The organism is Pseudomonas sp. AMR01, assembly GCF_041946035.1.
GTDB classification, from domain to species: Bacteria; Pseudomonadota; Gammaproteobacteria; order Pseudomonadales; family Pseudomonadaceae; genus Aquipseudomonas; species Aquipseudomonas antarctica_B.
In genome coordinates this window covers 1-22,491 of the sequence record NZ_JAUTYR010000015.1, presented here as the reverse complement: position 1 = coordinate 22,491, position 22,491 = coordinate 1, and the positions used below count along the sequence as shown (strand labels likewise).

The 22,491-nt window shown below is 60.2% G+C and carries 22 protein-coding genes and 1 pseudogene; 13 read left to right on the top strand and 10 right to left on the bottom strand.

Annotated features, from left to right (window positions below; genetic code table 11):
- Nucleotides 1–27 precede the first annotated feature (27 nt).
- Nucleotides 28–423, bottom strand: coding sequence for an AraC family transcriptional regulator (locus Q7C20_RS15355; RefSeq protein WP_348055203.1), 396 nt, complete (start codon nt 421–423; stop codon nt 28–30).
- Between the two features lie 205 nt (nt 424–628).
- On the opposite strand from Q7C20_RS15355, the gene Q7C20_RS15350 reads away from it, so the two are divergent.
- From Q7C20_RS15350 to Q7C20_RS15330, 5 genes are all read left to right on the top strand, one after another.
- Nucleotides 629–1,528 (top strand): LysR substrate-binding domain-containing protein, encoded by a 900-nt coding sequence (locus tag Q7C20_RS15350; RefSeq protein WP_348055201.1) that lies wholly within the window; start codon nt 629–631, stop codon nt 1,526–1,528.
- Between the two features lie 434 nt (nt 1,529–1,962).
- Nucleotides 1,963–2,553, top strand: coding sequence for an antibiotic biosynthesis monooxygenase (locus Q7C20_RS15345; protein WP_375068425.1), 591 nt, complete (start codon nt 1,963–1,965; stop codon nt 2,551–2,553).
- Nucleotides 2,550–4,388 (top strand): amidohydrolase, encoded by a 1,839-nt coding sequence (locus Q7C20_RS15340; protein ID WP_375068424.1) that lies wholly within the window; start codon nt 2,550–2,552, stop codon nt 4,386–4,388. The genes Q7C20_RS15345 and Q7C20_RS15340 overlap by 4 nt, the downstream gene beginning before the upstream one ends.
- Nucleotides 4,389–4,415: 27 nt before the next feature.
- On the top strand, nt 4,416–5,033 hold the full coding sequence (gene ycaC / locus Q7C20_RS15335; protein WP_375068422.1) for an isochorismate family cysteine hydrolase YcaC: 618 nt from the start codon (nt 4,416–4,418) through the stop codon (nt 5,031–5,033).
- 183 nt (nt 5,034–5,216) lie between these two features.
- On the top strand, nt 5,217–6,104 hold the full coding sequence (locus tag Q7C20_RS15330; RefSeq protein WP_375068420.1) for a LysR family transcriptional regulator: 888 nt from the start codon (nt 5,217–5,219) through the stop codon (nt 6,102–6,104).
- Nucleotides 6,105–6,139: 35 nt separating this feature from the next.
- On the opposite strand, the gene Q7C20_RS15325 is transcribed toward Q7C20_RS15330, so the two are convergent.
- The 7 genes from Q7C20_RS15325 to gloB all read right to left on the bottom strand — a co-directional run bounded on the left by Q7C20_RS15325 (nt 6,140) and on the right by gloB (nt 15,992).
- The gene (locus Q7C20_RS15325; RefSeq protein WP_348055192.1) at nt 6,140–7,753 is read right to left on the bottom strand and encodes an ABC transporter ATP-binding protein; all 1,614 of its coding nucleotides are present in this window, start codon (nt 7,751–7,753) and stop codon (nt 6,140–6,142) included.
- A gap of 1 nt (nt 7,754) precedes the next feature.
- Nucleotides 7,755–8,774, bottom strand: a complete 1,020-nt coding sequence (locus Q7C20_RS15320) for an ABC transporter permease (RefSeq protein ID WP_016972786.1) — start codon at nt 8,772–8,774, stop codon at nt 7,755–7,757.
- A 1-nt stretch (nt 8,775) separates the two neighbouring features.
- Nucleotides 8,776–9,849 (bottom strand): microcin C ABC transporter permease YejB, encoded by a 1,074-nt coding sequence (locus tag Q7C20_RS15315; RefSeq protein ID WP_375068418.1) that lies wholly within the window; start codon nt 9,847–9,849, stop codon nt 8,776–8,778.
- Nucleotides 9,850–11,682 (bottom strand): extracellular solute-binding protein, encoded by a 1,833-nt coding sequence (locus tag Q7C20_RS15310; RefSeq protein ID WP_348062344.1) that lies wholly within the window; start codon nt 11,680–11,682, stop codon nt 9,850–9,852.
- Nucleotides 11,679–13,508: an extracellular solute-binding protein gene (locus Q7C20_RS15305; RefSeq protein WP_375068417.1), complete on the bottom strand. Its 1,830-nt coding sequence runs from the start codon at nt 13,506–13,508 to the stop codon at nt 11,679–11,681. Before Q7C20_RS15305 ends, Q7C20_RS15310 begins: the two co-directional genes overlap by 4 nt.
- Before the next feature lie 211 nt (nt 13,509–13,719).
- Nucleotides 13,720–15,126, bottom strand: a complete 1,407-nt coding sequence (locus Q7C20_RS15300; protein ID WP_348061824.1) for a transglycosylase SLT domain-containing protein — start codon at nt 15,124–15,126, stop codon at nt 13,720–13,722.
- 98 nt (nt 15,127–15,224) lie between these two features.
- Nucleotides 15,225–15,992 (bottom strand): hydroxyacylglutathione hydrolase, encoded by a 768-nt coding sequence (gene gloB, locus Q7C20_RS15295; RefSeq protein ID WP_375068415.1) that lies wholly within the window; start codon nt 15,990–15,992, stop codon nt 15,225–15,227.
- A gap of 65 nt (nt 15,993–16,057) precedes the next feature.
- Between gloB and Q7C20_RS15290 the strand changes: the two genes are divergently transcribed.
- The 5 genes and pseudogenes from Q7C20_RS15290 (at nt 16,058) to Q7C20_RS15270 (ending at nt 19,324) form a co-directional block, all read left to right on the top strand.
- Entirely contained in the window at nt 16,058–16,816 is a 759-nt protein-coding gene (locus Q7C20_RS15290; protein ID WP_348061826.1) for a methyltransferase domain-containing protein, read from the top strand.
- Nucleotides 16,817–16,899: 83 nt separating this feature from the next.
- Nucleotides 16,900–17,352 (top strand): ribonuclease HI, encoded by a 453-nt coding sequence (gene rnhA, locus Q7C20_RS15285; RefSeq protein ID WP_016972779.1) that lies wholly within the window; start codon nt 16,900–16,902, stop codon nt 17,350–17,352.
- Nucleotides 17,353–17,424: 72 nt separating this feature from the next.
- A complete protein-coding gene (gene dnaQ, locus Q7C20_RS15280; protein WP_375068542.1) occupies nt 17,425–18,165 on the top strand; it encodes a DNA polymerase III subunit epsilon in 741 nt (246 codons plus the stop codon).
- A 103-nt stretch (nt 18,166–18,268) separates the two neighbouring features.
- Nucleotides 18,269–18,734 (top strand): annotated as a pseudogene (locus tag Q7C20_RS15275) (hypothetical protein); the annotation flags it as partial.
- A 20-nt stretch (nt 18,735–18,754) separates the two neighbouring features.
- Nucleotides 18,755–19,324, top strand: a complete 570-nt coding sequence (locus tag Q7C20_RS15270) for a GNAT family N-acetyltransferase (protein WP_348061833.1) — start codon at nt 18,755–18,757, stop codon at nt 19,322–19,324.
- Here the strand turns inward: Q7C20_RS15270 and Q7C20_RS15265 are convergent.
- Nucleotides 19,321–20,214 (bottom strand): LysR substrate-binding domain-containing protein, encoded by an 894-nt coding sequence (locus Q7C20_RS15265; protein ID WP_375068413.1) that lies wholly within the window; start codon nt 20,212–20,214, stop codon nt 19,321–19,323. The two genes, Q7C20_RS15270 and Q7C20_RS15265, sit on opposite strands and share 4 nt — an antisense overlap.
- A gap of 156 nt (nt 20,215–20,370) precedes the next feature.
- Between Q7C20_RS15265 and gspG the strand changes: the two genes are divergently transcribed.
- Together gspG and Q7C20_RS15255 are read left to right on the top strand one after the other, a co-directional pair.
- On the top strand, nt 20,371–20,820 hold the full coding sequence (gspG, locus tag Q7C20_RS15260; RefSeq protein ID WP_375068411.1) for a type II secretion system major pseudopilin GspG: 450 nt from the start codon (nt 20,371–20,373) through the stop codon (nt 20,818–20,820).
- Between the two features lie 103 nt (nt 20,821–20,923).
- Nucleotides 20,924–21,268, top strand: coding sequence for a hypothetical protein (locus tag Q7C20_RS15255; protein WP_375068410.1), 345 nt, complete (start codon nt 20,924–20,926; stop codon nt 21,266–21,268).
- Between the two features lie 60 nt (nt 21,269–21,328).
- On the opposite strand, the gene Q7C20_RS15250 is transcribed toward Q7C20_RS15255, so the two are convergent.
- Entirely contained in the window at nt 21,329–21,565 is a 237-nt protein-coding gene (locus Q7C20_RS15250) for a hypothetical protein (protein WP_375068409.1), read from the bottom strand.
- A gap of 228 nt (nt 21,566–21,793) precedes the next feature.
- On the opposite strand from Q7C20_RS15250, the gene Q7C20_RS15245 reads away from it, so the two are divergent.
- Nucleotides 21,794–22,351, top strand: coding sequence for an NADPH-dependent FMN reductase (locus tag Q7C20_RS15245; RefSeq protein ID WP_375068407.1), 558 nt, complete (start codon nt 21,794–21,796; stop codon nt 22,349–22,351).
- The last annotated feature ends 140 nt before the right edge of the window (nt 22,352–22,491 follow it).

Below are 22,491 nucleotides of genomic sequence, written 5' to 3'. Positions count from 1 at the left end.
CAGCATATTCCAGGCGGGTAAAGACCACTAGGCCGCAATCACCTGCGGCTTGCTGGAGTGGTGATTTCGCCAGGTCATCGGGTTGACGCCTTCGCTGCGGGTGAACATATGGCAGAAGTGCGCCTGGTCGCAAAACCCGCATTCCAGGCTGATTTGGGTCAGGCTCATGGCCGACCCGGTGATCAATTCCTTGGCCCTTTGGATGCGCTGCTGGCGAATCCACTCCTGCGGCGACAGCCCGGTGCTGCACTTGAACGCGCGGGAAAAATGGCTGCGGGACAGGGCGCAGGCCTGGGCCAGGTCGGCAATCGCCAGGCTTTCACCGAGGTTGGCGAGAATCAGTTGCTTGGCAATTCGCTCGCGCCGAGGGCACAGGCCGCCGGTAGCGGATAAACGGGGAGCACAGTGCTCAAGTCTGGCCATGACAAATATCCGCAGTCGATGGGAGCGTTCCCGGTGAATGGATGCAGTGTAGACGGCCTCATTCTTGGCGCCGGACCATCCGGCTGACGAGTTAATCGTTGTTAATTTCGTCAGGTGCGTGCCTGGAAAAGACAGCACAGGCGTGCAATCACGGAGCGGTTTTGCGTGCTTATCTGGCGACCTGAAACCGTCTTTGGATAGCGCCATGAACCGCAACGACCTGCGCCGCGTCGACATGAACCTGTTGGTGATTTTCGAAGCCTTGATGTTCGAAAAGAACCTGACCCGGGTTGCCGAAAAGCTGTTTATGGGCCAACCGGCGGTGAGTGCTGCGCTGGGGCGGCTGCGGGATTTGTTCGACGACCCACTGCTGTTGCGCAACGGGCGGGGCATGGAGCCCACGCCACGCGCGGTAGCTATCCTCAAGGAGTTGCAGCCGGCCATGGACACTATTTCAGGCGCGGTCAGTCGCGCGAAGGCGTTTGACCCGTCCACCAGTTGCGCGGTGTTTCGCATCGGGCTGTCGGATGATGCGGAGTTCGGGCTGTTTCCGCCGTTGCTCAGTCAACTGCGTGAGGAGGCACCGGGGATTGTTGTGGTGGTGCGGCGGGCCAATTATTTGTTGATGCCGGCGTTGTTGGCCAGTGGTGAGATTTCGGTAGGGGTGAGCTACACCACGGAGTTGCCGGCGAATGCCAAGCGCAAGAAACTGCGCGATATTCCGTGCAAGGTGCTGCGTGGAGATGACGCCTCGGCGCCGCTGACGCTGGATGACTACTGCGCGCGGCCACATGCGATGGTGTCGTTTTCCGGGGACTTGAGCGGGAACATCGATCTGGACCTGGCGCGCATCGGCCGAGCGCGGCGGGTGGTATTGGCGGTGCCGCAGTTCAGTGGGTTGAGGGCGCTGTTGGCGGGCACGCAGATTATCGCGACAGTGCCGGATTATGCGGCGTGTGCGTTGACTGAAGGCACGACATTGCGGGCTGAGGACCCGCCGTTTGAGATCGAGGCGGCGGAGTTGTCGATGGTGTGGAGTGGGGTACATGACAATGACCCGGCGGAGCGTTGGTTACGGGCGCGGATCGCTGAGCATATGGCTTAACCGAGTAAGACTCCATACCGGCACACACCGGCCCGCCTTTGTGGGAGCTGGCTTGCCTGCGATGCAGACACCTCGGTCCGGCAGGTACACCCAGTCGATGCCATCGCAGGCAAGCCAGCTCCCACACTGGGCCGTGCTTGTACTTTTTGATCCTCCTTCCAAAGACCTCAGAAGTGCGGGCTACTGTATGGAGATCCAACTGTGGGAGCGGGCTTGCTCGCGAATGCGGTGGGTCAGGCAATTCATCCATCCGCTGACACACCGCCTTCGCGAGCAAGCCCGCTCCCACAGTTTTGACCGAGTAAGACTCCATACCGGCATGCACAGGTCAGCTTCCACACACCCGCCAAACAGCACATACATCCAATTCCCCAGCCCGGAACCCAACCAAACTCTCCCCATCGCTCAACGCTCCCAGGGGGAAACACGCAGCCATGGACCCAACACCCAAAACAGGCCCCGACGAAGTCGTCACCCTGGTCGTCAAACATCTCATCAAAGCCGGCCGCGAAGCTGATTACGAAGCCTGGCTACGCCGCATCGTCCGCATCGCCGGCGAACGCCCCGGCCACCTCGGCGTCGACGTCGTACGCAGCAAGCAAAACACCCTCGCGCTGTTTACCTGCGTATTGCGCTATAGCTCCACCGACGCACTCGAACGCTGGCTTGACTCCCCCGAACGACAGGCCCTCATTGCCGAAGCCGCGCCTATGTTGGCCGATGGCGATAAAACCGAAATCGGCGCCGTCAACGAATTCTGGTTCGCTCCCCTGGCCGACAACGCCGCCAAACCGCCGCGCTGGAAACAGGCGGTCGTCACCCTGTGCGTGATCCTGCCGCTGACCCTGCTGATCCCGATCATCTGGGGCCCGGTCCTGCGTCTGCACCCGTTTCTGTCCAATTACGTGGTCGCCACCTTTCTGATCACCCTGACCATCGTGCTGCTGGTGGTCTATGTGCTGATGCCCGCCGCCACTCGCCTGTTTGCTCCCTGGCTCGAAGCCTCTGTAAAGGAAACCCTATGAACGCCGATCTGATTCTGTTCAATGGCCAGTTCCACACCGTGGACCGGGAAAACCCGCGCGCAACCGCCGTCGCCATCAGCGAGGGCCGTTTCGTTGCCGTCGGCACCGACGGCGAAGCCATGGCCCTGCGCGGCAGTGGTACGCAGGTCATCGACCTCAAGGGCCGTACCGTCATCCCAGGCCTTAACGACTCACACCTGCACCTGATCCGTGGCGGGCTGAACTACAACCTCGAGCTGCGCTGGGAAGGCGTGCCGTCGCTGGCCGATGCGCTGCGCATGCTCAAGGACCAGGCCGACCGCACGCCAACCCCGCAATGGGTGCGCGTGGTCGGCGGCTGGAACGAATTCCAGTTCGCCGAAAAGCGCATGCCGACTCTGGACGAACTCAACCAGGCCGCACCGGACACCCCGGTGTTCGTCTTGCACCTGTACGACCGCGCCTTGCTCAACCGCGCCGCTCTGCGTGTGGCCGGTTACACCAAGGACACGCCAAACCCGCCGGGCGGCGAGATCGTGCGTGACAGCCATGGCAATCCCACCGGCATGCTGGTGGCGCGGCCGAACGCGATGATCCTGTATTCAACCCTCGCCAAAGGCCCGAAACTGCCGCTGGAATACCAGGTCAACTCGACCCGCCAGTTCATGCGTGAACTCAACCGCCTGGGCCTTACCAGCGCCATCGATGCCGGCGGCGGTTTCCAGAATTACCCCGACGACTACGCGGTGATCGAACAGTTGGCCAAGGATGAGCAACTGACGGTGCGCATCGCCTACAACCTGTTCACCCAAAAGCCCAAGGAAGAACTCAGCGACTTCAAACATTGGACGGGCAGCGTGACCCTGCATCAGGGCGACGACTACCTGCGCCACAACGGTGCCGGTGAAATGCTGGTGTTCTCGGCGGCAGACTTCGAAGACTTCCTCGAGCCGCGCCCCGACCTGCCGCTGACCATGGAACAGGAATTGGAGCCGGTGGTGCGACACTTGGTGGAGCAGCGTTGGCCGTTCCGTCTGCACGCCACGTATGACGAATCCATCTCGCGCATGCTCGACGTGTTCGAGAAGGTCAACCGCGACATTCCGTTCAATGGCCTGCCGTGGTTTTTCGACCACGCTGAAACCATCACGCCGAAAAACATCGAGCGCGTGCGTGCCCTCGGCGGCGGTATTGCGATCCAGGACCGCATGGCGTTTCAGGGCGAATACTTTGTTGAGCGCTACGGCGCCAAGGCCGCCGAAGCCACGCCGCCGATCAAGCGCATGCTCGCCGAAGGCGTGCCGGTAGGGGCAGGCACCGACGCCACGCGGGTGTCGAGCTACAACCCGTGGACCTCGTTGTACTGGATGGTCAGCGGCCGCACCGTCGGTGGTCTGGAGCTGCACGCCGAAGGCCTGCCGCGCCTTACCGCCCTGGAGTTGTTCACTCACGGCAGCGCCTGGTTCTCGTCCGAGCAGGGCAAAAAAGGCCAGATCAAGGTCGGCCAGTTGGCAGACGTCGCGGCGTTGTCAGCGGACTTTTTCAGTGTCGATGAAGAAGCCATCAAATGGATCGAGTCAGTACTGACCGTGGTCGGCGGCAAGGTGGTCTACGGCGCCGGCGACTTCGAAGATTTCGCACCGCCGCGTGTGCCGGTGCTGCCGGACTGGTCTCCGGTGGTCAAGGTGCCGGGCCATTGGCGCCCGAGTTCGCCTTTGCAGGCTCAAGTGCATCAATGCAGCGGCCCGTGCGGCGTGCATAGCCACAGCCATGAAAAAGCACGGCTTTCCAATGCGCCGGTCAGCGACTTCCAGGGTTTCTGGGGTGCGTTCGGTTGCTCGTGCTTTGCCTTCTGATTTAAAAAACCCAAGGAGTTAACTCGCATGATTTACACACGCTTGAACAAAGATGACGCCGTCGTATTGCTGGTCGATCACCAGACCGGCCTGATCTCCCTGGTGCAGGATTTCTCGCCCAACGAATTCAAGAACAACGTGTTGGCCCTGGCCGATGTGGCCAAGTTCTTCAAATTGCCGACCATCCTCACCACCAGCTTCGAAACCGGCCCCAACGGCCCGCTGGTGCCCGAGCTGAAAGAGCTGTTCCCGGACGCGCCATACATTCCGCGCCCAGGCCAGATCAACGCCTGGGACAACGAAGATTTCGTCAAGGCAGTGAGGGCGACAGGCCGCAAGCAGCTGATCATCGCCGGCGTGGTGACGGACGTCTGCGTGACGTTCCCAACCCTGTCCGCGTTGGCCGAAGGCTTCGAAGTGTTTGTGGTGACAGATGCGTCGGGCACTTTCAACGAAGCGGTACAGCGCGCGTCCTGGGCGCGCATGAGCGCTGCCGGTGCGCACTTGGTGAACTGGTTCTCGGTGGCCTGTGAGCTGCAGATTGACTGGCGCAACGATATGGAAGGCCTGGCTAACCTGCTGTCGCCTCGCATTCCCAACTACCGCAACCTGATGAACAGCTACTCGGCGTTTACTGCCAAGTAATCCGCTCTCAAGCACGCTGCAAACCCCCTGTGGGAGCGGGCTTGCTCGCGAATACGGAGTGTCAGTCGACAGATTAATTGACTGATCCACCGCATTCGCGAGCAAGCCCGCTCCCACATTTTGTTTTGTGGTATTGCGACTAACCAGTTATACAATCCGCTAAATGTCCACCGAGACGCGACAATGAACCCCTTCGAAGACATGCGCCTGTTCTGTCAGGTCATGGAGTCCGGCAGCTTCACCGCCGCCGCCGAGCAACTGGGCCTGTCCAAGCAATTTGTCAGCCGCCGCCTGATTCAGCTCGAAGACCGCCTTGGCGTGCGCCTGCTCAACCGCTCCACCCGCCGGCTGGACGTTACGCCACTGGGCCAGAGTTACTACGAATCCGCCTTGCGCCTGCTCAGTGAAGTCGAGCAAGTGGAGCAGGGCATCGCCGGCCAGAACAGCGAGCCGCGCGGCACGATTCGCCTCAGCGCGCCGTTGTCGTTTGCCATGGCGCACCTGGGCTGCCTGTTGCCGGCATTCCTGCAACGTCACCCGCACGTTTCGGTGGAAGTCGACCTGAGTGACCGCCCCGTGGACCTGATCGGCGAAGGCTACGACCTGGTGCTGCGCATCGGTACTCTTGAAGACTCCACGCTGATTGCCCGGCGTATCGCCAGTGTCCAGCGCGTGTACTGCGCCAGCCCCGATTACCTGGCCGCGCGTGGCACGCCCCGCCAACCCGAAGACCTGGCCGACCACGACTGCCTGCCTTACGGCCATGGCCGTCAGGTGCAATGGCGGTTTCTCACCAAGGGCAAACAACAGTCCGTGAACGTGAGCGGGCGCATGCGCGTGAATAACGGCGAGCTGCTGCGGGATACCGCGATCGCCGGGCTGGGCGTGACGTACCTGCCGACCTTTATCGTCGCCGAAGCCTTGAAAGACGGGCGTCTGGTGACCGTACTCGAAGACTTCGCCCCCGAAGCCCTGACCCTGTCGGCGGTGTATCCCCAGCACCGGCAGAGTTCAAGGCCCGTGCAGGCGCTGGTGGAGTTTTTGCGCGAACGCCTGGCCAGCGGCTGCTGAACAACTGACACATTACATGCCCCTGTGGGAGCTGGTCAGCAGTGTCTACCCGCGGGCACCAAAAACGCCGCCTCCAACAGCTGCCGAGTATAAGCATGCTGCGGATCAGCAAAGATCGCCGGCGCGTCCCCTTGTTCCACCACCTGCCCATGCTTCACCACCATCAGCTGGTGACTCAACGCCTTCACCACCGCCAAGTCATGGCTGATGAACAGGTAAGTCAGGTTGTACTTGGCTTGCAACCCGCGCAGCAACTCCACCACTTGACGCTGCACCGTGCGGTCCAGCGCTGAGGTCGGTTCGTCGAGCAGAATCAGGCGTGGCTTGAGCACCAGCGCGCGAGCGATGGCGATGCGCTGACGCTGGCCGCCGGAAAACTCGTGGGGGTAGCGATGCCGTGAATCGGGGTCTAGCCCGACTTCCCTGAGCGCCGCAATAATCGCCGCTTCCTGCTCGGCAGGCGTGCCCATCTTGTGAATGCGCAAGCCTTCTCCGACGATTTCACTGACGCACATACGCGGGCTCAACGAGCCAAACGGGTCCTGGAACACCACTTGCATTTCCCGGCGCAGCGGGCGCACCTGTTGCTGGGTAAGTTTGTCCAGTTGCTGGCCTTCGAAGCGGATGCCGCCCTTGCTGCCGATCAAGCGCAAAATCGCGAGGCCCAGGGTCGATTTGCCCGAACCACTTTCGCCGACAATTCCCAGGGTTTGACCTTGGGGCAGGCTGAAATTAATGCCGTCCACTGCCTTGACGTAATCGACCGTGGTGCGCAAAAAGCCCTTCTTGATCGGGAACCAGACCTTGAGGTCATCAACTTCCAGCAACGGCGGCCCGACTTCATTGGTGGCTGGCCCACCGCTGGGTTCCGCCGCCAGTAGTTCCTGGGTGTAAGGATGCTGCGGCGACTGGAACAGCGTCTCGCAATCTGCCTGCTCAACGATGCGACCCTGCTGCATCACGCACACACGGTGGGCGATGCGCCGAACCAGGTTCAAGTCATGGCTGATCAGCAGCAACGCCATGCCCAGGCGTGCCTGCAATTCCTTGAGCAGTTCGAGAATCTTCAACTGCACGGTCACGTCCAGAGCGGTGGTCGGCTCATCGGCGATCAACAGCTCCGGCTCGTTGGCCAGGGCCATGGCGATCATCACCCGTTGGCGCTGGCCGCCGGACAGCTCGTGGGGCAAAGCCTTGAGCCGCTTGTGCGGTTCGGGGATGCCCACCAGTTCGAGCAATTCCAACGTGCGCCGGGTGGCGACTTTGCCGGTGAGGCCTTTGTGCAAGCCCAACACTTCGTTGATCTGCTTCTCGATGGAATGCAGGGGGTTCAGCGAGGTCATCGGCTCCTGGAAAATCATCGCAATGCGGTTGCCGCGAATATGCCGCAGGGTTTTTTCTTTGAGGGTCAGCAGGTCGTGGCCCGAATAGTTGATGGTGCCGGATGGATGGCGAGCCAACGGGTAGGGCAGCAGGCGCAGGATCGAGTGGGCGGTCACCGATTTGCCCGAACCGCTTTCGCCGACCAGGGCCAGGGTTTCGCCGCGCTTGATATCGAAGCTGACGTTGTTCACCACGCGGTGGTGGTTCTCGCCGGTGACGAACTCGACGGAGAGGTCGCGGACTTCGATCAGATTGTCCTGATTCATCTCATTTCCTCGGGTCGAAGGCATCGCGAGCGGACTCGCCGATAAACACCAGCAAACTCAACATGATCGCCAGCACGGCAAAGGCACTCATGCCCAGCCATGGCGCTTGCAGGTTGGATTTGCCCTGGGCCACCAGTTCACCCAGCGACGGCGAACCGGCGGGCAGGCCGAAGCCGAGGAAGTCCAGGGCAGTCAGGGTGCCGATGGCGCCGGTCAGAATGAATGGCATAAAGGTCATGGTTGAGACCATGGCGTTGGGCAGGATATGCCGGAACATGATTGCGCCGTTCTGCATGCCCAAGGCTCGGGCCGCGCGCACGTATTCGAGGTTGCGCCCGCGCAGGAACTCGGCGCGCACCACGTCCACCAGGCTCATCCAGGAAAACAGCAGCATGATCCCCAGCAGCCACCAGAAGTTGGGCTGCACAAAACTGGCGAGGATGATCAACAGGTACAGCACGGGCAAGCCGGACCAGATTTCCAGAAAGCGCTGCCCGGCCAAGTCGACCCAGCCGCCATAGAAACCCTGCAAGGCCCCGGCGATTACGCCGATGATCGAACTGAGCACGGTGAGCGTCAGGGCAAACAGTACCGACACGCGAAAGCCGTAGATCACCCGCGCGAGCACGTCGCGGCCCTGGTCGTCGGTGCCCAGCAGGTTGACGCTTGAGGGCGGCGCGGGCGCCGGCACTTTCAGGTCGTAGTTAATGCTCTGGTAGCTGAACGGGATCGGCGCCCACAACGTCCAGGCGTCCTTGGCCTTGAGCAGTTCCTGGATGTAGGGGCTTTTGTAGTTGGCTTCCAGCGGGAATTCGCCGCCGAAGGTGGTCTCCGGGTAGCGCTTGAGGGCGGGGAAGTACCAGCCGCCATCGAAGTGCACCGCCAGCGGTTTGTCGTTGGCGATCAGCTCGGCGCCGAGGCTCAGCACGAACAGAATCAGGAACAGCCACAGCGACCACCAGCCGCGCTTGTTGGCTTTGAACCGCTCGAACCGGCGGCGATTGAGGGGGGACAAATTCATCTCAATGCTCCCGGCTGGCAAAGTCGATACGCGGATCGACCAGGGTGTAGGTGAGGTCGCCGATCAGCTTCACCACCAGCCCCAGCAGGGTGAAGATGAAGAGGGTGCCGAACACCACCGGGTAGTCGCGGTTAATTGCCGCTTCAAAGCTCATCAGGCCCAGGCCGTCGAGGGAGAAGATCACTTCCACCAGCAAGGAACCGGTGAAGAAGATGCCGATGAAGGCCGACGGGAAACCGGCGATCACCAGCAGCATCGCGTTACGGAACACATGACCGTACAGCACGCGGTGGTTGGTCAGGCCCTTGGCCTTGGCGGTGACCACGTATTGTTTGTTGATCTCGTCGAGAAAGCTGTTTTTGGTCAGCAGGGTCATGGTCGCGAAGTTGCCGATCACCAGCGCGGTCACGGGCAATGCCAGGTGCCAGAAGTAGTCGAGGATCTTGCCGCCCCAGCTCAGCGTTTCAAAATTGTTGGAGGTCAGCCCGCGTAAGGGAAACCAGTCGAAATAACTGCCGCCGGCAAACACCACGATCAACAGGATCGCAAACAGGAACGCCGGGATCGCATAGCCGACGATGATTGCCGAGCTGGTCCACACATCGAAGTGGCTGCCGTGTCGCGTGGCCTTGGCGATGCCCAACGGGATCGACACCAGGTACATGATCAGCGTGCTCCATAACCCGAGGGAGATGGACACCGGCATCTTTTCCTTGATCAGGTCGATGACCTTCGCGTCACGGAAGAAGCTGTCGCCAAAATCCAGCGTGGCGTAGTTCTTGATCATGATCCACAGGCGTTCCGGCGCCGACTTGTCGAAGCCGTACATCTTCTCGATTTCCTTGACCAGCGCCGGGTCCAGGCCCTGGGCACCGCGGTAGCTGGAACCGGCCACCGCGACTTCGGCGCCGCCACCGGCGATGCGGCTGGTGGCGCCTTCAAAGCCTTCAAGCTTGGCGATCATCTGTTCCACCGGGCCGCCGGGGGCGGCCTGGATGATGATGAAGTTGATCAGCAAAATCCCAAACAGCGTGGGGATTATCAGCAACAGGCGGCGGAAGATATAAGCCAGCATTTAATCGCCTCCGCTCGCCGGTTCGGCGCTTGTTTCAGGGGTAACGGCAGGTTTTGCGTCGGGTTTGCTCCACCAGGTGGCGGTACCGACGTCATAGCGCGGCGAGACTTTGGGGTGGCCCAAGTGGTCCCAGTACGCCACGCGGTAGGTCTTGATGTGCCAGTTTGGGATCACGTAGTAGCCGAACTGCAGCACGCGGTCCAGGGCCTTGGCGTGGGCCACCAGGCTTTTGCGCGAATTGGCGTCGATGAGTTCTTCCACCAGTTGGTCGATGGCCGGATCCTTGAGGCCCATGTAATTGCGGCTGCCGGGCTTGTCAGCGCTGGAGGATTTCCAGAACTCGCGTTGTTCGTTACCCGGTGAGGTGGATTGCGGGAAGCTGCCCACCAGCATGTCGAAATCCCGCGAGCGAATGCGGTTGATGAACTGCGAGACGTCAACGCGGCGGATCACCAGGTCGATGCCCAGGTCGGCCAGGTTGCGCTTGAAAGGCAGCAGCACGCGTTCGAACTCGGTCTGGGCCAGCAGGAACTCGATGGTCACCGGTTTGCCGGTGGTGTCGACCATCTTGTCGTCGACAATCCGCCAGCCGGCTTCCTGCAACAGTTGGTAGGCTTCACGCTGCTGGGCGCGGATCATGCCGCTGCCGTCGGTTTTTGAAGGCTCAAAGGATTGGGTGAAAACCTCTGCCGGGATCTTGTCGCGCAACGGCTCAAGGATCGCCAACTCATCCGGGCCGGGCAGGCCGGTGGCGGCCATTTCCGAGTTTTCAAAATAACTGCGAGTACGCGTGTAGGCGCCGTTGAACAGTTGCTTGTTGCTCCATTCGAAATCCAGCAACAGGCTGATGGCCTTGCGCACGCGCACATCCTGGAACATCGGCTTGCGCATGTTGAACACGAAACCCTGCATCCCCGTAGGGTTGCCGTTGGGGATTTCTTCCTTGATCAACCGGCCCTCGGTCACCGCCGGAATGTTGTAGGCATTGGCCCAGTTCTTGGCGCTGAACTCCAGCCAATAGTCGAATTGCCCGGCTTTCAAGGCTTCCAGGGCCACCGTGTTGTCGCGGTAATAATCGGTGACGCGGTTATCGAAGTTGTAGAAACCCGTGTTGACGGGCAGGTCTTTGGCCCAATAGTCCTTGACCCGCTCATAGCGCATCATGCGCCCGGCCTTGACCTCGGCGATCTTGTAGGGCCCGCTGCCCAGCGGGATTTCCAGGTTGCCCTTGGAAAAGTCGCGGGTCGCCCACCAGTGTTTGGGCAATACCGGCAATTGGCCGAGGATCAACGGCAATTCGCGGTTGTTGGTGCGCTTGAACTTGAACAGCACGCGCAACGGGTCTTCGGCGACCACCTCGTCGACATCGGCGTAGTAAGTGCGGTAGATCGGCGAGCCGTCTTTCATCAGGGTGTTGAAGGTGAACACCACGTCTTCGGCGCGGATCGGATGGCCGTCGTGGAAGTGTGCTTCGGGGCGCAGGTAGAAACGCACCCAGCTGTTGTCCGGGGCTTTTTCGATCTTGGCGGCGACCAGGCCGTATTCGGTAACGGGCTCGTCAAGGCTCTGCATGGCCAGGGTGTCGTAGATCAGCGGGAGATTGTCCGCCGGCACGCCCTTGGCGATGTAGGGGTTGAGGCTGTCAAAACCGCCCATGCTCGACTCACGAAAAGTGCCGCCCTTGGGCGCGTCGGGGTTCACGTAGTCGAAGTGCTTGAAGTCGGCGGGGTACTTGGGGGGCTCGTTATAGAGCGTCAGCGCATGTTGCGGCGCGGCATTCGCCGCCGTGCACAGCAACAGGCTGCTCAACAAGGCAGTGCGCAAAGACATCATTGGGCTTTCTCCGAAGCTTTCAGCCACCATGCGCTCAGGCCCAGGCTGTAGGGCGGCGTGGTGACAAAGGCGAACCGGTTGCGGTACGCCAAGCGATGATAGTTGAGGTACCAGTTGGGAATGCTGTAGTGCTGCCACAGCAGCACGCGGTCCAGCGCACGGCCGGCGGCCAGTTGTTCTTCGCGGGTCTGCGCGGCGAGTAGCTGTTCCAGCAGGTGATCGACCACCGGGTTGGCGATGCCTGCGTAGTTTTTGCTGCCCTTGATCGCGGCCTGGCTTGAGTGGAAGTACTGCCACTGTTCAAGGCCGGGGCTGAGGGTTTGATTGAGGGTGATCAGGATCATGTCGTAGTCGAACTGATCCAGGCGCTGCTTGTATTGCGCGCGGTCAACGGTACGCAGGCGCGCGTCGATGCCGATGCTGATCAGGTTCTCGACATAGGGCTGCAGGATGCGCTCAAGGTTCGGGTTGACCAGTAATATCTCGAAGCGCAGGGGCTGGCCGTCCTTGTTGACCAGGCGTTGACCCGACAGCTTCCAGCCGGCGTCGCCGAGCAGGGCCAGCGCGCGGCGCATGGTGTCGCGCGGGATGCCGCGGCCGTCGGTCTGCGGCAGGCTGAAGGGCTGTGTCAACAGGTTGGCCGGCAGTTGATCACGATACGGCGAGAGCATCAGCCACTCACGGCCCACCGGCACGCCGGTCGCCGAGAATTCGCTGTTGGGGTAGTAACTTAAGGTGCGTTTATAGGCGCCGCTGAACAGGGTGCGGTTGGTCCACTCGAAGTCGAACATCAGCCCCAGCGCCTCGCGCACGTTGGTCTGGCTGAAGGTGGGCCGCCGCGTGTTCATGAACAGGCCCTGGCTTTGGGTCGGGATCTGGTGCGCGATCTGCGCCTTGATCACGTCGCCACGGTTGACCGCCGGGAAGTTGTAGCCGGTGGCCCAGTTTTTCGCCTGGTGCTCGATGTAGATATCGAATTCGCCGGCCTTGAACGCTTCGAAGGCCACGTCGCTGTCGCGGTAGAACTCGACGTCGACCTTGTCGTAGTTGTACAAGCCCTGGTTGACCGGCAGGTCTTTGCCCCAGTAATCCTTGACCCGCTCAAACATCAATTGCCGGCCGGGGCTGACTTTGGTGATGCGGTAAGGCCCGCTGCCCAGCGGCGGCTCGAAGGTGGTGGCTTTGAAGTCGCGGTTTTTCCAGTAGTGCTGGGGCAATACGGGTAACTCGCCCAGGCGCAGGATTAACAAAGGGTTGCCGGCGCGTTTGAACACGAAGCGAATACGGTGACGGTTGAGGATGTCGACCCGCGCCACTTCCTGCAGATTGGTGCGGTACTGCGGGTGGCCTTCGGTCAGCAGGGTGCGGTAGGAAAACGCGACGTCATAGGCGGTGATGGGCTTGCCGTCATGGAAGCGAGCTTGCGGGCGCAGGTTGAACACCACCCAGCTGCGGTCCTCGCTGTATTCCACTGACTGGGCGATCAGCCCGTAGCTGGACGCGGGTTCGTCACCGGACGGAGCGTACTGGCCGGTGCCGACCATCAAGGGCTCGTTCAGCTCGTTGACGCCGTACTGCAGGAAATTGGGCGTGGAAACCGGGCTTGAGCCTTTGAAAGTGTAGGGGTTGAGGGTGTCGAACGTGCCAAATGCCATGACCCGCAGCGTACCGCCTTTCGGCGCTGCAGGGTTTACCCAATCGAAGTGGGTGAATTTGGCCGGGTACTTGAGCGTGCCGAACTGCGTATAACCGTGGCTCTCGGTAATCGTCGCGTTCGCAGCAAAGCTCAAGGCCAGACTTATTAGTAGAAGGAGGGGACGCTTCAAGTCAGAGATCCGATCCAGGCGGCTTGGGCTTTATGATCGGTACAGTAACAGCTTGTTCCGGTTGGAAAAAGGCTGGTGAAGACACAGGATATCCAGTGTGGGAGGGGGCTTGCTCCCGATAGCATTGCGTCAGTCAGCACATGGGCTGAATGACACACTGCTATCGGGAGCAAGCCCCCTCCCACATTCGCTCCCCGGTGTTCCTGAGGGACTAGCGCGGCCCGGAAACCACCAGCATCTGCCCCGGCTTCAATGCCTGGCCAGTACGCGGGTTCCAGCGCTTGAGATGTTGCATCTCAACGTTGAAGCGCTTGGCAACGATGTACAGCGAATCACCTTTCTTGACCTTGTACTGCACCGGCTTCTTGCTGCTGGCCACGATCTTGCGTGTGTCCTGCATCACCAGGCTTTGACCGACCTTGAGTGCCTGACCGTTGAGCTTGTTCCAGCGCTGCAGGTCATGCACATCGACCTTGTTCGCCTTGGCGATCAGCGTCAGGTTATCGCCGGTCTTGACCTTGTAACTGCGAGTACGCCCAGCCACTCGCGTGGTCTCAACTTCGTCGAACACCTGCTTTTTCGGACGCATCGCCAGGAATTCTTCAGGCTTCATCATCGAAAGGGTGCTGGTGAGCAATTGCGCCTTGGAACTCGGCACCAGCAAATGCTGAGGGCCGTCGAGGGTCGTGCGTTGTTTCAGGGCCGGGTTGAGCTGAAACAGTTCGTCTTCGTCGATTTCCGCCAGCGCAGCCACCCGTGACAGGTCCATGCTTTGCTTGACTTCAACCACTTCGAAATACGGCGTGTTGGCGATTGGGCTCAGGTTGACGCCATAAGCCTCGGGAGCCAGCACCACTTGGGACAGCGCCAGGAATTTGGGCACGTAGTCCTTGGTTTCCTGGGGCAGGGGCAGGTTCCAGTAGTCGGTGGGCAGGCCGAGCTTTTCGTTGCGCTCGATGGCCCGGCTTACCGTGCCTTCGCCAGCGTTATAGGCCGCCAGGGCCAGTAGCCAGTCGCCGTTGAACATATCATGCAGACGTGTCAGATAGTCCAGGGCGGCGGTGGTGGAGGCGGTGATGTCGCGGCGGCCGTCGTAGGCGCGGGTCTGGCGCAGGTTGAAGTAGCGCCCGGTGGAGGGAATGAATTGCCACAAACCGACCGCATCGCTGCGCGAATAGGCCATTGGATTGTAGGCACTTTCAATCACTGGCAGCAGCGCCAGCTCCAGGGGCATGTTGCGTTCTTCAAGGCGTTCGACGATGTAATGGATGTAGAGACTGCCGCGTTCACTGGCGTTCTCCAGGAAAGAAGGGTTACTGGCGAACCACAAGCGCTGTTGCTCGATGCGCGGGTTTACGCCCAGCCCGTCCTGCAATTGAAAGCCCCGTCGCATGCGTTCCCAGACATCCTGGGGTACTTCGGGGCTAGGCTTCTCTGAGAGCCAAATAGGTTTTTGCTTGATCTTGGCAGCAAGATTCGGTTTGGGTTGCACGGTGGTTTGTGCAGCGAAATTTGTCGATTGGCAGCCCGCCAGAGTTGCGGAAACAGCCACCGCCACAGCTTGAGCCAGGCGGGTCAATGCGTCTGAAGAGATGGATTTACGAATAGATGACGACATTGGCTGGAAGTAAGTTCCGGGCAAAAATGTCGGGCGATTCTAGAAAGCGCTTTGGTTCCGGTCAACCGTTCAGAAATTCCGTATCAGATTGCATCCGCTTAGAACTTATCTTTCCAAGCCCTCAAGCTAGCAAAAACCTCGGTCCCAGAGCGGTTATCACGGCCATTCCGTTCGTCCGCTTTTTGTTTAACGGATGTTTCAGCGGTACGCAAAAAGGGGTTGGTGCGTTTTTCCAGCGCCAGGTTGGACGGCAGCGTCATCTCGCCCCGAGCGCGCAATTGGCGGACGTGCTCCACCCGTTCGGCGATATCGGCGTTGTGCGGTTCCACCGCTTGGGCAAACTTGAGGTTGCTTTGTGTGTACTCGTGGGTGCAGTACACCAGCGTATCTGCGGGCAGGGCGGCCAGGCGCGTCAGCGAGGTGTGCATCTGCTCCGGCGTGCCTTCGAACAGGCGGCCGCAGCCGGCGGCAAACAGGGTGTCGCCACAGAACAGCACGCCCGCGTGGTAATAAGCGATGTGGCCCAGGGTGTGGCCGGGCACGCTATACACCTCGAAGTCCCAGCCCAGCGCGTTGACGCGGTCGTTATCCTGCAACGCAACGTCCCGCGCCGGGATTTTCTCGTTTGCCGGGCCGTAGACCCTGGCGCCGGTTACATTTTTGAGTTGCTCCACTCCGCCGACATGATCATGGTGATGGTGTGTGATCAGGATATCGCTCAAGGCCCAGTCAGGGTTCTGCTCCAGCCAGGCCAGCACGGGGGCGGCGTCACCGGGGTCGACCACGGCGCAGCGCCGGGTTTGAGGGTCTTGTAACAACCAGATGTAGTTGTCGGTGAAGGCAGGCAGTGCACTGATCTGTATCATTCTTCGATTCGCCAAGCTGAACACATTGGTGCATCTTAGAACGTCTAGGCGAGTTGGAGAATGCAATGACTGATAAAGCGTTCGCCAGGGCCGATCCTGAGTGGCTGGCCCTGATCAGCGCGGCCCGCGAATGGCTGTCCGGGCCGATCGGGCAATTTCTGCTGGATGAAGAGCGGCGCATGCTCGAAGACGAGCTGGGCCGGTTCTTTGGTGGCTACCTGGTGCATTACGGGCCGTCGGCCCAGACTCCGCCGCCTGCGCCGCAGGTGCAACGCAATGTGCGCCTGGGGGCGCCGTTGCCGGGTGTGGAAATTGTGTGCGAAGAACAGGCCTGGCCCCTGAGCGAGCACGCCGCCGATGTGGTGGTGCTGCAACATGGCCTGGATTTCTGCCTGTCGCCCCACGGTTTGCTGCGCGAAGCGGCGAGCAGTGTGCGCCCCGGTGGGCATTTGCTGATCATCGGTATCAACCCCTGGAGCAGTTGGGGTTTGCGCCATGTGTTCGCCCATGACGGGCTGCGCCAGGCGCGCTGCATCTCGCCTTCACGGGTGGGCGACTGGCTCAACCTGCTGGGCTTCGCGCTGGAGAAACGCCGCTTCGGGTGCTATCGTCCGCCGCTTGCCTCGGCCAAGTGGCAAGGCCGTCTGGCCGGCTGGGAACGCCGTGCAGGTGCCTGGCAATTGTCGGGTGGCGGCTTTTATTTGTTGGTCGCGCGCAAGATCGTGGTCGGGTTGCGGCCAGTGCGTCAGGTACAACGCCAACCCATAGGCAAACTGATACCGATGCCGATGGCCAAGGTCAACCGCAAGCAAAGCGAACCGTAACCCCTTTTTGAGTTCAGGCCGAGTTTTCGGCCTCGGGATTCTGTCGGTCGATTACCGGCAACCCGTTTTGATGGATGCAACCGATGACCGATACCGTAGAACTGTTCACCGATGGCGCCTGCAAGGGCAACCCCGGCCCCGGCGGCTGGGGCGCGTTGCTGGTGTGCAAGGGCGTGGAGAAGGAGCTGTGGGGCGGCGAACCCAACACCACCAACAACCGCATGGAACTTATGGGCGCCATTCGCGGCCTGGAAGAACTCAAGCGCCGCTGTGACGTACTGCTGGTGACTGACTCGCAATACGTGATGAAGGGCATCAACGAGTGGATGGTCAACTGGAAAAAGCGCGGCTGGAAAACCGCTGCAAAAGAACCGGTCAAAAACGCCGACCTCTGGCAGTTGCTCGATGAGCAGTGCAACCGCCACAACATCACCTGGAAATGGGTGCGCGGGCACATTGGCCACCCTGGCAACGAACGCGCCGACCAGCTCGCCAACCGGGGCGTGGACGACGTGCGGGGCTACAAGCAAAGCTGACGTGGTAACATCGCGCCCTTTGATTCACACCACACTGCACACCACACCGTTGAGAGCTGAACCCTGATGGCCATCCGATCTGTTGTACTCGATACCGAAACCACCGGCATGCCGGTGACAGACGGCCACCGGATCATTGAAATCGGCTGTGTCGAACTGATGGGTCGTCGCCTTACCGGGCGTCACTTTCACGTCTACCTGCAACCGGATCGCGACAGTGACGAGGGCGCGATCGGCGTCCACGGCATCACCGACGAGTTCCTCAAGGGCAAGCCGCGCTTTGCCGAAGTCGCCGATGAATTCTTTGAGTTCATCAAAGGCGCCCAGTTGATCATCCATAACGCGGCGTTCGACGTCGGTTTCATCAATAACGAGTTTGCCCTGATGGGGCAGATGGACCGTGCGAATATTTCCCAGCACTGTTCGATTCTCGACACCTTGATGATGGCCCGTGAACGTCACCCGGGCCAACGCAACAGCCTGGATGCCTTGTGCAAACGCTATGGCGTCGACAACTCCGGCCGCGAACTCCACGGCGCGTTGCTCGACTCCGAGATTCTGGCCGACGTTTACCTGACCATGACCGGCGGGCAAACCAGCCTGTCCCTGGCCGGTAACGCCTCCGATGGCAGCGGTTCGGCTGAAGGCTCGGGCAACCGCGCTTCGGAAATCCGCCGCCTGCCGGCAGATCGCAAACCCAGCGCCATCATCCGTGCCAGCGAGCAGGATTTGGCTGAGCATGCGGCGCGGCTGGAAGCGATTGCCAAGTCGGCGGGTGCACCGGCGTTGTGGTCTACATTGACCCAGCATTGATCTAACTTGATTGGGTTGAAAACCGTGGGAACTGGTTTGCCTGCGATAGCGGTAGGTCAGTTGGTTTATAGGTGGCTGGTACACCGCTATCGCAGGCAAGCCAGCTCCCACAATTGATCTCATCGCCTCACTCGACGTGGCTTCGGCAATGATGGAAGGCCCGGCCGGACGCTCGCTGTTGCAGGAGATGTTCGACGAGGCCTTGAGTTTTCGCCGCGCCCTGGCCAACCTGCGTCAGCACATCGCCTTGTATGAGTGGCGGTTTTCTATATCAAGGTTTGGGCTTGCGCGACCTGTGCGATCAATTGCACAGTTGCTACTGCAGCAATGCCACGGCCAAACACCTCAAGCGTATCGCAGCCGTGATGCTGGTGCCGTATCCGCCGGGCATTCCGTTGATCATGCCGGGCGAGCGCTTTACCGCGTCGACGCGGTCGATCATCGATTACCTGGCCTTTGCCCGGACGTTCGATAGCAGTTTTCCCGGTTTTGGTGCTGATGTTCATGGGTTGCAACACGAAGACGACGGCAACGGTCGTTGTTACACCGTCGATTGCATCAAGGGTTAAGGATGTTTATGCAAGCTGTGATGAACCCGAAGTATCCGGGCCTCAGTGTGAGGGTCGCCGACGAAGGCTTTGATGCCTACGTGTGGGGCAATGACTTCAGCTTTGAGGTCAGCGCCTATGGCGTGCCAGAGATGGGCAAGCGTGTCGATCAGTGGGCGGTGGAGCGTATCGTGCCGTACCGCAAATGCTATGGCATCGACCCGGAAGAGTTCGCGAGTTTCCGCGATGCGCCAGACAGTGCGATCTTCATGGCCTTCCTCGACGATCAGCCGGTGGGGCATATTGTTGTGAGCACCAATTGGAACGGTTTCGCCCACGTCGATGAACTGGCGGTGGCCTTGCCCGCGCGGCGTCATGGGGTGGCCAAGTCGCTACTGGACGTGGCGCAGTTCTGGAGTCGCAAGAAAAACCTGCCGGGCATGATGCTCGAAACCCAAAACAACAACCTCGGCGCCTGCCGCTTGTATGAGCGCTGCGGGTATGTGATGGGCGGGATTGACCAGCTGCGTTATCGCGGGATTGACCCGCAAACTCGTGAAGTTGCGATTTTCTGGTACCGCTTGTTCAAGACCGAAGTCGAACAGGCCTAACCCGCCAACAGGCTTTCAGCTTTCTGCGTGACTATCTCCAGCAGCGCATTCAGCGCGGGAGTACTCACGCCCTCCTTGAGGGTCAACGCATACAGGTTGACCGGTATCGGCGGCGACAGCGGGCATGCGTCCAGCCCGGCTTCCCGCGCACCAGAGGCGGTGAACGGGTCGACAATCGCCAGGCCTTCGCCGGCTTCGACCATGCTGCGCATCATCTGGTAGGTCTGCACCCGGGTTTGCACCACCGGCAGCGGGCGCAGGGCTTGCAGCTTGGCGTCGAGCAGACGGCTCAGCGGGTCCTGGCCTTCCAGGCCGATCATCGACTGCCCGGCCAGGTCTTGAAGCGCAATGTACTTCTGCTTGGGTTTGAGCCAGCCATGAGGCGCGAGCAGTTGCAGCTTGCCGTGGGCAAGTACGGTGCTCTGGATCTGCGGGTGTTCCGGGTCATGCAGGCTCAGGCCCACATCGGCTTCGTGCAGCAGCAAACTCCGGACGATCTCCCGAGTCGGCTGGCTCGAGAGGTTACACGGCGTATCCTGAAAGCGTCGGCGCAGCACCGCGATGCTGTGCGGCAACAATTGGTTGGCCAGCGGCGGCGTGCACAGCGCGCGCAGGGTCGGTGCGTGATGATGTTTAAGCCGGCTGGCCAAGCGCTGGACCGGCTCCAGTGCTTCATACACATGGGCAATTTCAGCCTGCAGCTCAAGAGTCTCGCGTGTCGCTTGCAAACGCCCGCGCACACTGGCAAATAGCATAAAGCCCAATTGCTGCTCGGCTTCCTTGAGCGCGGCGTCCACATCGCCCACGGGGAGTTGCAACCATTCGGCGGCCAAGCCTTGGTGTCCGGTCTGCAAAATGGCCTGAATCACTTCGATATGACGTAAACGCATGGCCGGAGTCTAGGGGGCGTGCGACGGGGATTCAATGGTTGCGCAAAAAACAGCGCGGGCCCGTGCGTTACGCGTCTACCGTTAAGCCTGTTCGCTGTTGCAACACGCGAGTCATACAAAGCATGTATCACCGACACACTCAGAGGGGGCTTTACGATGTCCGGCAACATTGCACTCAGTGACAGCTTGCATGCCCAGCGCGGTTTTACGCGATGGGCCGTGCTGGTGGCGTTGGTCATCATCGGTTTATTGGCATTGGCCATTGGGCCGCGCTTGTTTGGCGAAGTGACGCTGGCGGAAATCGCCATTGCCAAGCGCCAGCTCGCCGAGCTGGGTGAGGCCGTCGAACAGTTTCGTCAAGATACCGGCCGTTACCCCAGGGATGACGAAGGTCTCGATGCGTTGACCGCGAAACCGCAAGGCGAAACCCGGTGGAACGGGCCTTACGCCAAAGACGAGTTACTGACCGACCCGTGGGGCGTTGCCTATCAATATCACTATCCACCCAGCCAGTCGCAAACACCGTTTGATCTGTTTTCGTTCGGTAAAGACCGCACGCTGGGCGGCGTTGGGGTCAACAAGGATATTACCTACGGCGACCACTGATACCTCTGGCATTACCCATCGACCTGATTAAAATGGCTGCTCTGATCATCAACGACCCAAGCCGTTTACCCGGTAATTACAACAAAAACAGGTCTGGTCTCACATGCCTCTACCCTCGAACTTCTTCGGGGTAACGGCCAAGCAACTTATGGTCTTGGTGACCGTGGGGTGTGCGGCTGCTTATCTCTTCAGTAACATCGACGAACACTCCCCTGAAAACCTCGCACTCGAGGCGTTTATCCGTTCTGAGGAACAGGTCGCCGAGCAGGTGGGGACGGTGTTGGCTATTACGCTGGTGCGCCAGGTGGTGGCGTATCCCGGGCACGGCACGCTGGGCTATAAGCGTTCGATATATGACGTCGAGGGCGAGAAGGGGCGTCTGGTGGTGACGCTCAAGCAATTGGATGGCGAAACGGGTGCTGAAGTTACCGAGGTCCGCAAACCTTGATCGCCCGGCCCAGTCGGCGCCGTCAATGGCAGAGACTGAGCTGGTAGATAAGGCGGGATCTTACGGTGCGGGGGTCGTCTGCGATTCACGCACAATGATCGTGCCTAACTGAATCAGTTTGAACTCATCACCTTCCAATTTTTCTACACGGTCGCCAATGGCCAGCTTGTAGGTAGTGGTAGGCGCCGAGCCAGGTAGGTCGCCCTGCGCGGGTTGGGATTCCTTGAACTCATGCACCAAATACACGCGTCCTTCCGCGTCTCTGGCATGGAACTGTCCAACAAGTACTGCAGCCATCTGTTTAGAACCTCTGGAGATAAACACTCGATTTACGAGTCTGTAGACCGTCATCGAGCGGGGTAGTTTACCTATGGAAAAAAAATACTATTCGTTGAAGCATTCAGACGCTTGCTGCGCGAACCGCTGCGTGAAAAGCCACCTTGGGATCTGCAAAACCTGCTGGTGAACACGCCTTTAAGACTCTATAACTACAGGCTCCTTTAGTCAGACGTCGGGAAAACCTCAATGAGCAAGGTCTACACGATTGCCGTCCTGGTGGGCAGCTTGAGAAAAGAGTCGATCAACCGCAAGGTCGCCCTGGCCTTGGCCGAACTGGCCCCCGCCAACCTCACGTTGAACATTGTGGAAATCGGCGATTTGCCGCTCTACAACGAGGACATCGATCAGGGGGCGCCGCCGGAAGCCTACAGCACTTTCCGTCAACACGTGAGTTCATCCGACGCGGTGTTGTTTGTGACCCCGGAATACAACCGCTCCGTGCCGGCCCCGTTGAAGAACGCCATTGACGTGGGGTCCCGTCCCTACGGGCAAAGTGCCTGGAGTGGCAAGCCGGGGGCGATTATCAGTGTGTCGCCGGGTGCCATCGGTGGGTTTGGCGCGAACCATCATTTGCGCCAGTCTTTGGTGTTTCTTGATGTGGCTTGCATGCAACAGCCGGAGGCCTATCTGGGTGGGGCGGGTAGCGTGTTTGACGAGGCGGGTAAGGTGTCCGAGAAGACCAAGCCGTTTTTGCAGGGGTTTATTGATGCTTATGGGAAGTGGGTCGAGAAACTGATCGGCTGACATTTTGGGGGGGGTGGTGGTTTGTTGGGGGGCATATCCGTTATTTGGGTGATGGCCGCTTATGGTTCCGCTCTTACAGCGGGTCACTTTTTGAAGAGCGCAAAAAGTAACCAAAAACGCTCCGCCCCACCACTCGGCAC

What these genes read in the sequence shown, in the direction of transcription:
- Q7C20_RS15355 (WP_348055203.1), bottom strand. Translation starts at nt 423, where the DNA reads ATGGCCAGACTTGAGCACTGTGCTCCCCGTTTATCCGCTACCGGCGGC.
- Q7C20_RS15350 (WP_348055201.1), top strand. Translation starts at nt 629, where the DNA reads ATGAACCGCAACGACCTGCGCCGCGTCGACATGAACCTGTTGGTGATT.
- Q7C20_RS15345 (WP_375068425.1), top strand. Translation starts at nt 1,963, where the DNA reads ATGGACCCAACACCCAAAACAGGCCCCGACGAAGTCGTCACCCTGGTC.
- Q7C20_RS15340 (WP_375068424.1), top strand. Translation starts at nt 2,550, where the DNA reads ATGAACGCCGATCTGATTCTGTTCAATGGCCAGTTCCACACCGTGGAC.
- ycaC (WP_375068422.1), top strand. Translation starts at nt 4,416, where the DNA reads ATGATTTACACACGCTTGAACAAAGATGACGCCGTCGTATTGCTGGTC.
- Q7C20_RS15330 (WP_375068420.1), top strand. Translation starts at nt 5,217, where the DNA reads ATGAACCCCTTCGAAGACATGCGCCTGTTCTGTCAGGTCATGGAGTCC.
- Q7C20_RS15325 (WP_348055192.1), bottom strand. Translation starts at nt 7,753, where the DNA reads ATGAATCAGGACAATCTGATCGAAGTCCGCGACCTCTCCGTCGAGTTC.
- Q7C20_RS15320 (WP_016972786.1), bottom strand. Translation starts at nt 8,774, where the DNA reads ATGAATTTGTCCCCCCTCAATCGCCGCCGGTTCGAGCGGTTCAAAGCC.
- Q7C20_RS15315 (WP_375068418.1), bottom strand. Translation starts at nt 9,849, where the DNA reads ATGCTGGCTTATATCTTCCGCCGCCTGTTGCTGATAATCCCCACGCTG.
- Q7C20_RS15310 (WP_348062344.1), bottom strand. Translation starts at nt 11,682, where the DNA reads ATGATGTCTTTGCGCACTGCCTTGTTGAGCAGCCTGTTGCTGTGCACG.
- Q7C20_RS15300 (WP_348061824.1), bottom strand. Translation starts at nt 15,126, where the DNA reads ATGTCGTCATCTATTCGTAAATCCATCTCTTCAGACGCATTGACCCGC.
- gloB (WP_375068415.1), bottom strand. Translation starts at nt 15,992, where the DNA reads ATGATACAGATCAGTGCACTGCCTGCCTTCACCGACAACTACATCTGG.
- Q7C20_RS15290 (WP_348061826.1), top strand. Translation starts at nt 16,058, where the DNA reads ATGACTGATAAAGCGTTCGCCAGGGCCGATCCTGAGTGGCTGGCCCTG.
- rnhA (WP_016972779.1), top strand. Translation starts at nt 16,900, where the DNA reads ATGACCGATACCGTAGAACTGTTCACCGATGGCGCCTGCAAGGGCAAC.
- Q7C20_RS15270 (WP_348061833.1), top strand. Translation starts at nt 18,755, where the DNA reads ATGAACCCGAAGTATCCGGGCCTCAGTGTGAGGGTCGCCGACGAAGGC.
- Q7C20_RS15265 (WP_375068413.1), bottom strand. Translation starts at nt 20,214, where the DNA reads ATGCGTTTACGTCATATCGAAGTGATTCAGGCCATTTTGCAGACCGGA.
- gspG (WP_375068411.1), top strand. Translation starts at nt 20,371, where the DNA reads ATGTCCGGCAACATTGCACTCAGTGACAGCTTGCATGCCCAGCGCGGT.
- Q7C20_RS15255 (WP_375068410.1), top strand. Translation starts at nt 20,924, where the DNA reads ATGCCTCTACCCTCGAACTTCTTCGGGGTAACGGCCAAGCAACTTATG.
- Q7C20_RS15250 (WP_375068409.1), bottom strand. Translation starts at nt 21,565, where the DNA reads ATGGCTGCAGTACTTGTTGGACAGTTCCATGCCAGAGACGCGGAAGGA.
- Q7C20_RS15245 (WP_375068407.1), top strand. Translation starts at nt 21,794, where the DNA reads ATGAGCAAGGTCTACACGATTGCCGTCCTGGTGGGCAGCTTGAGAAAA.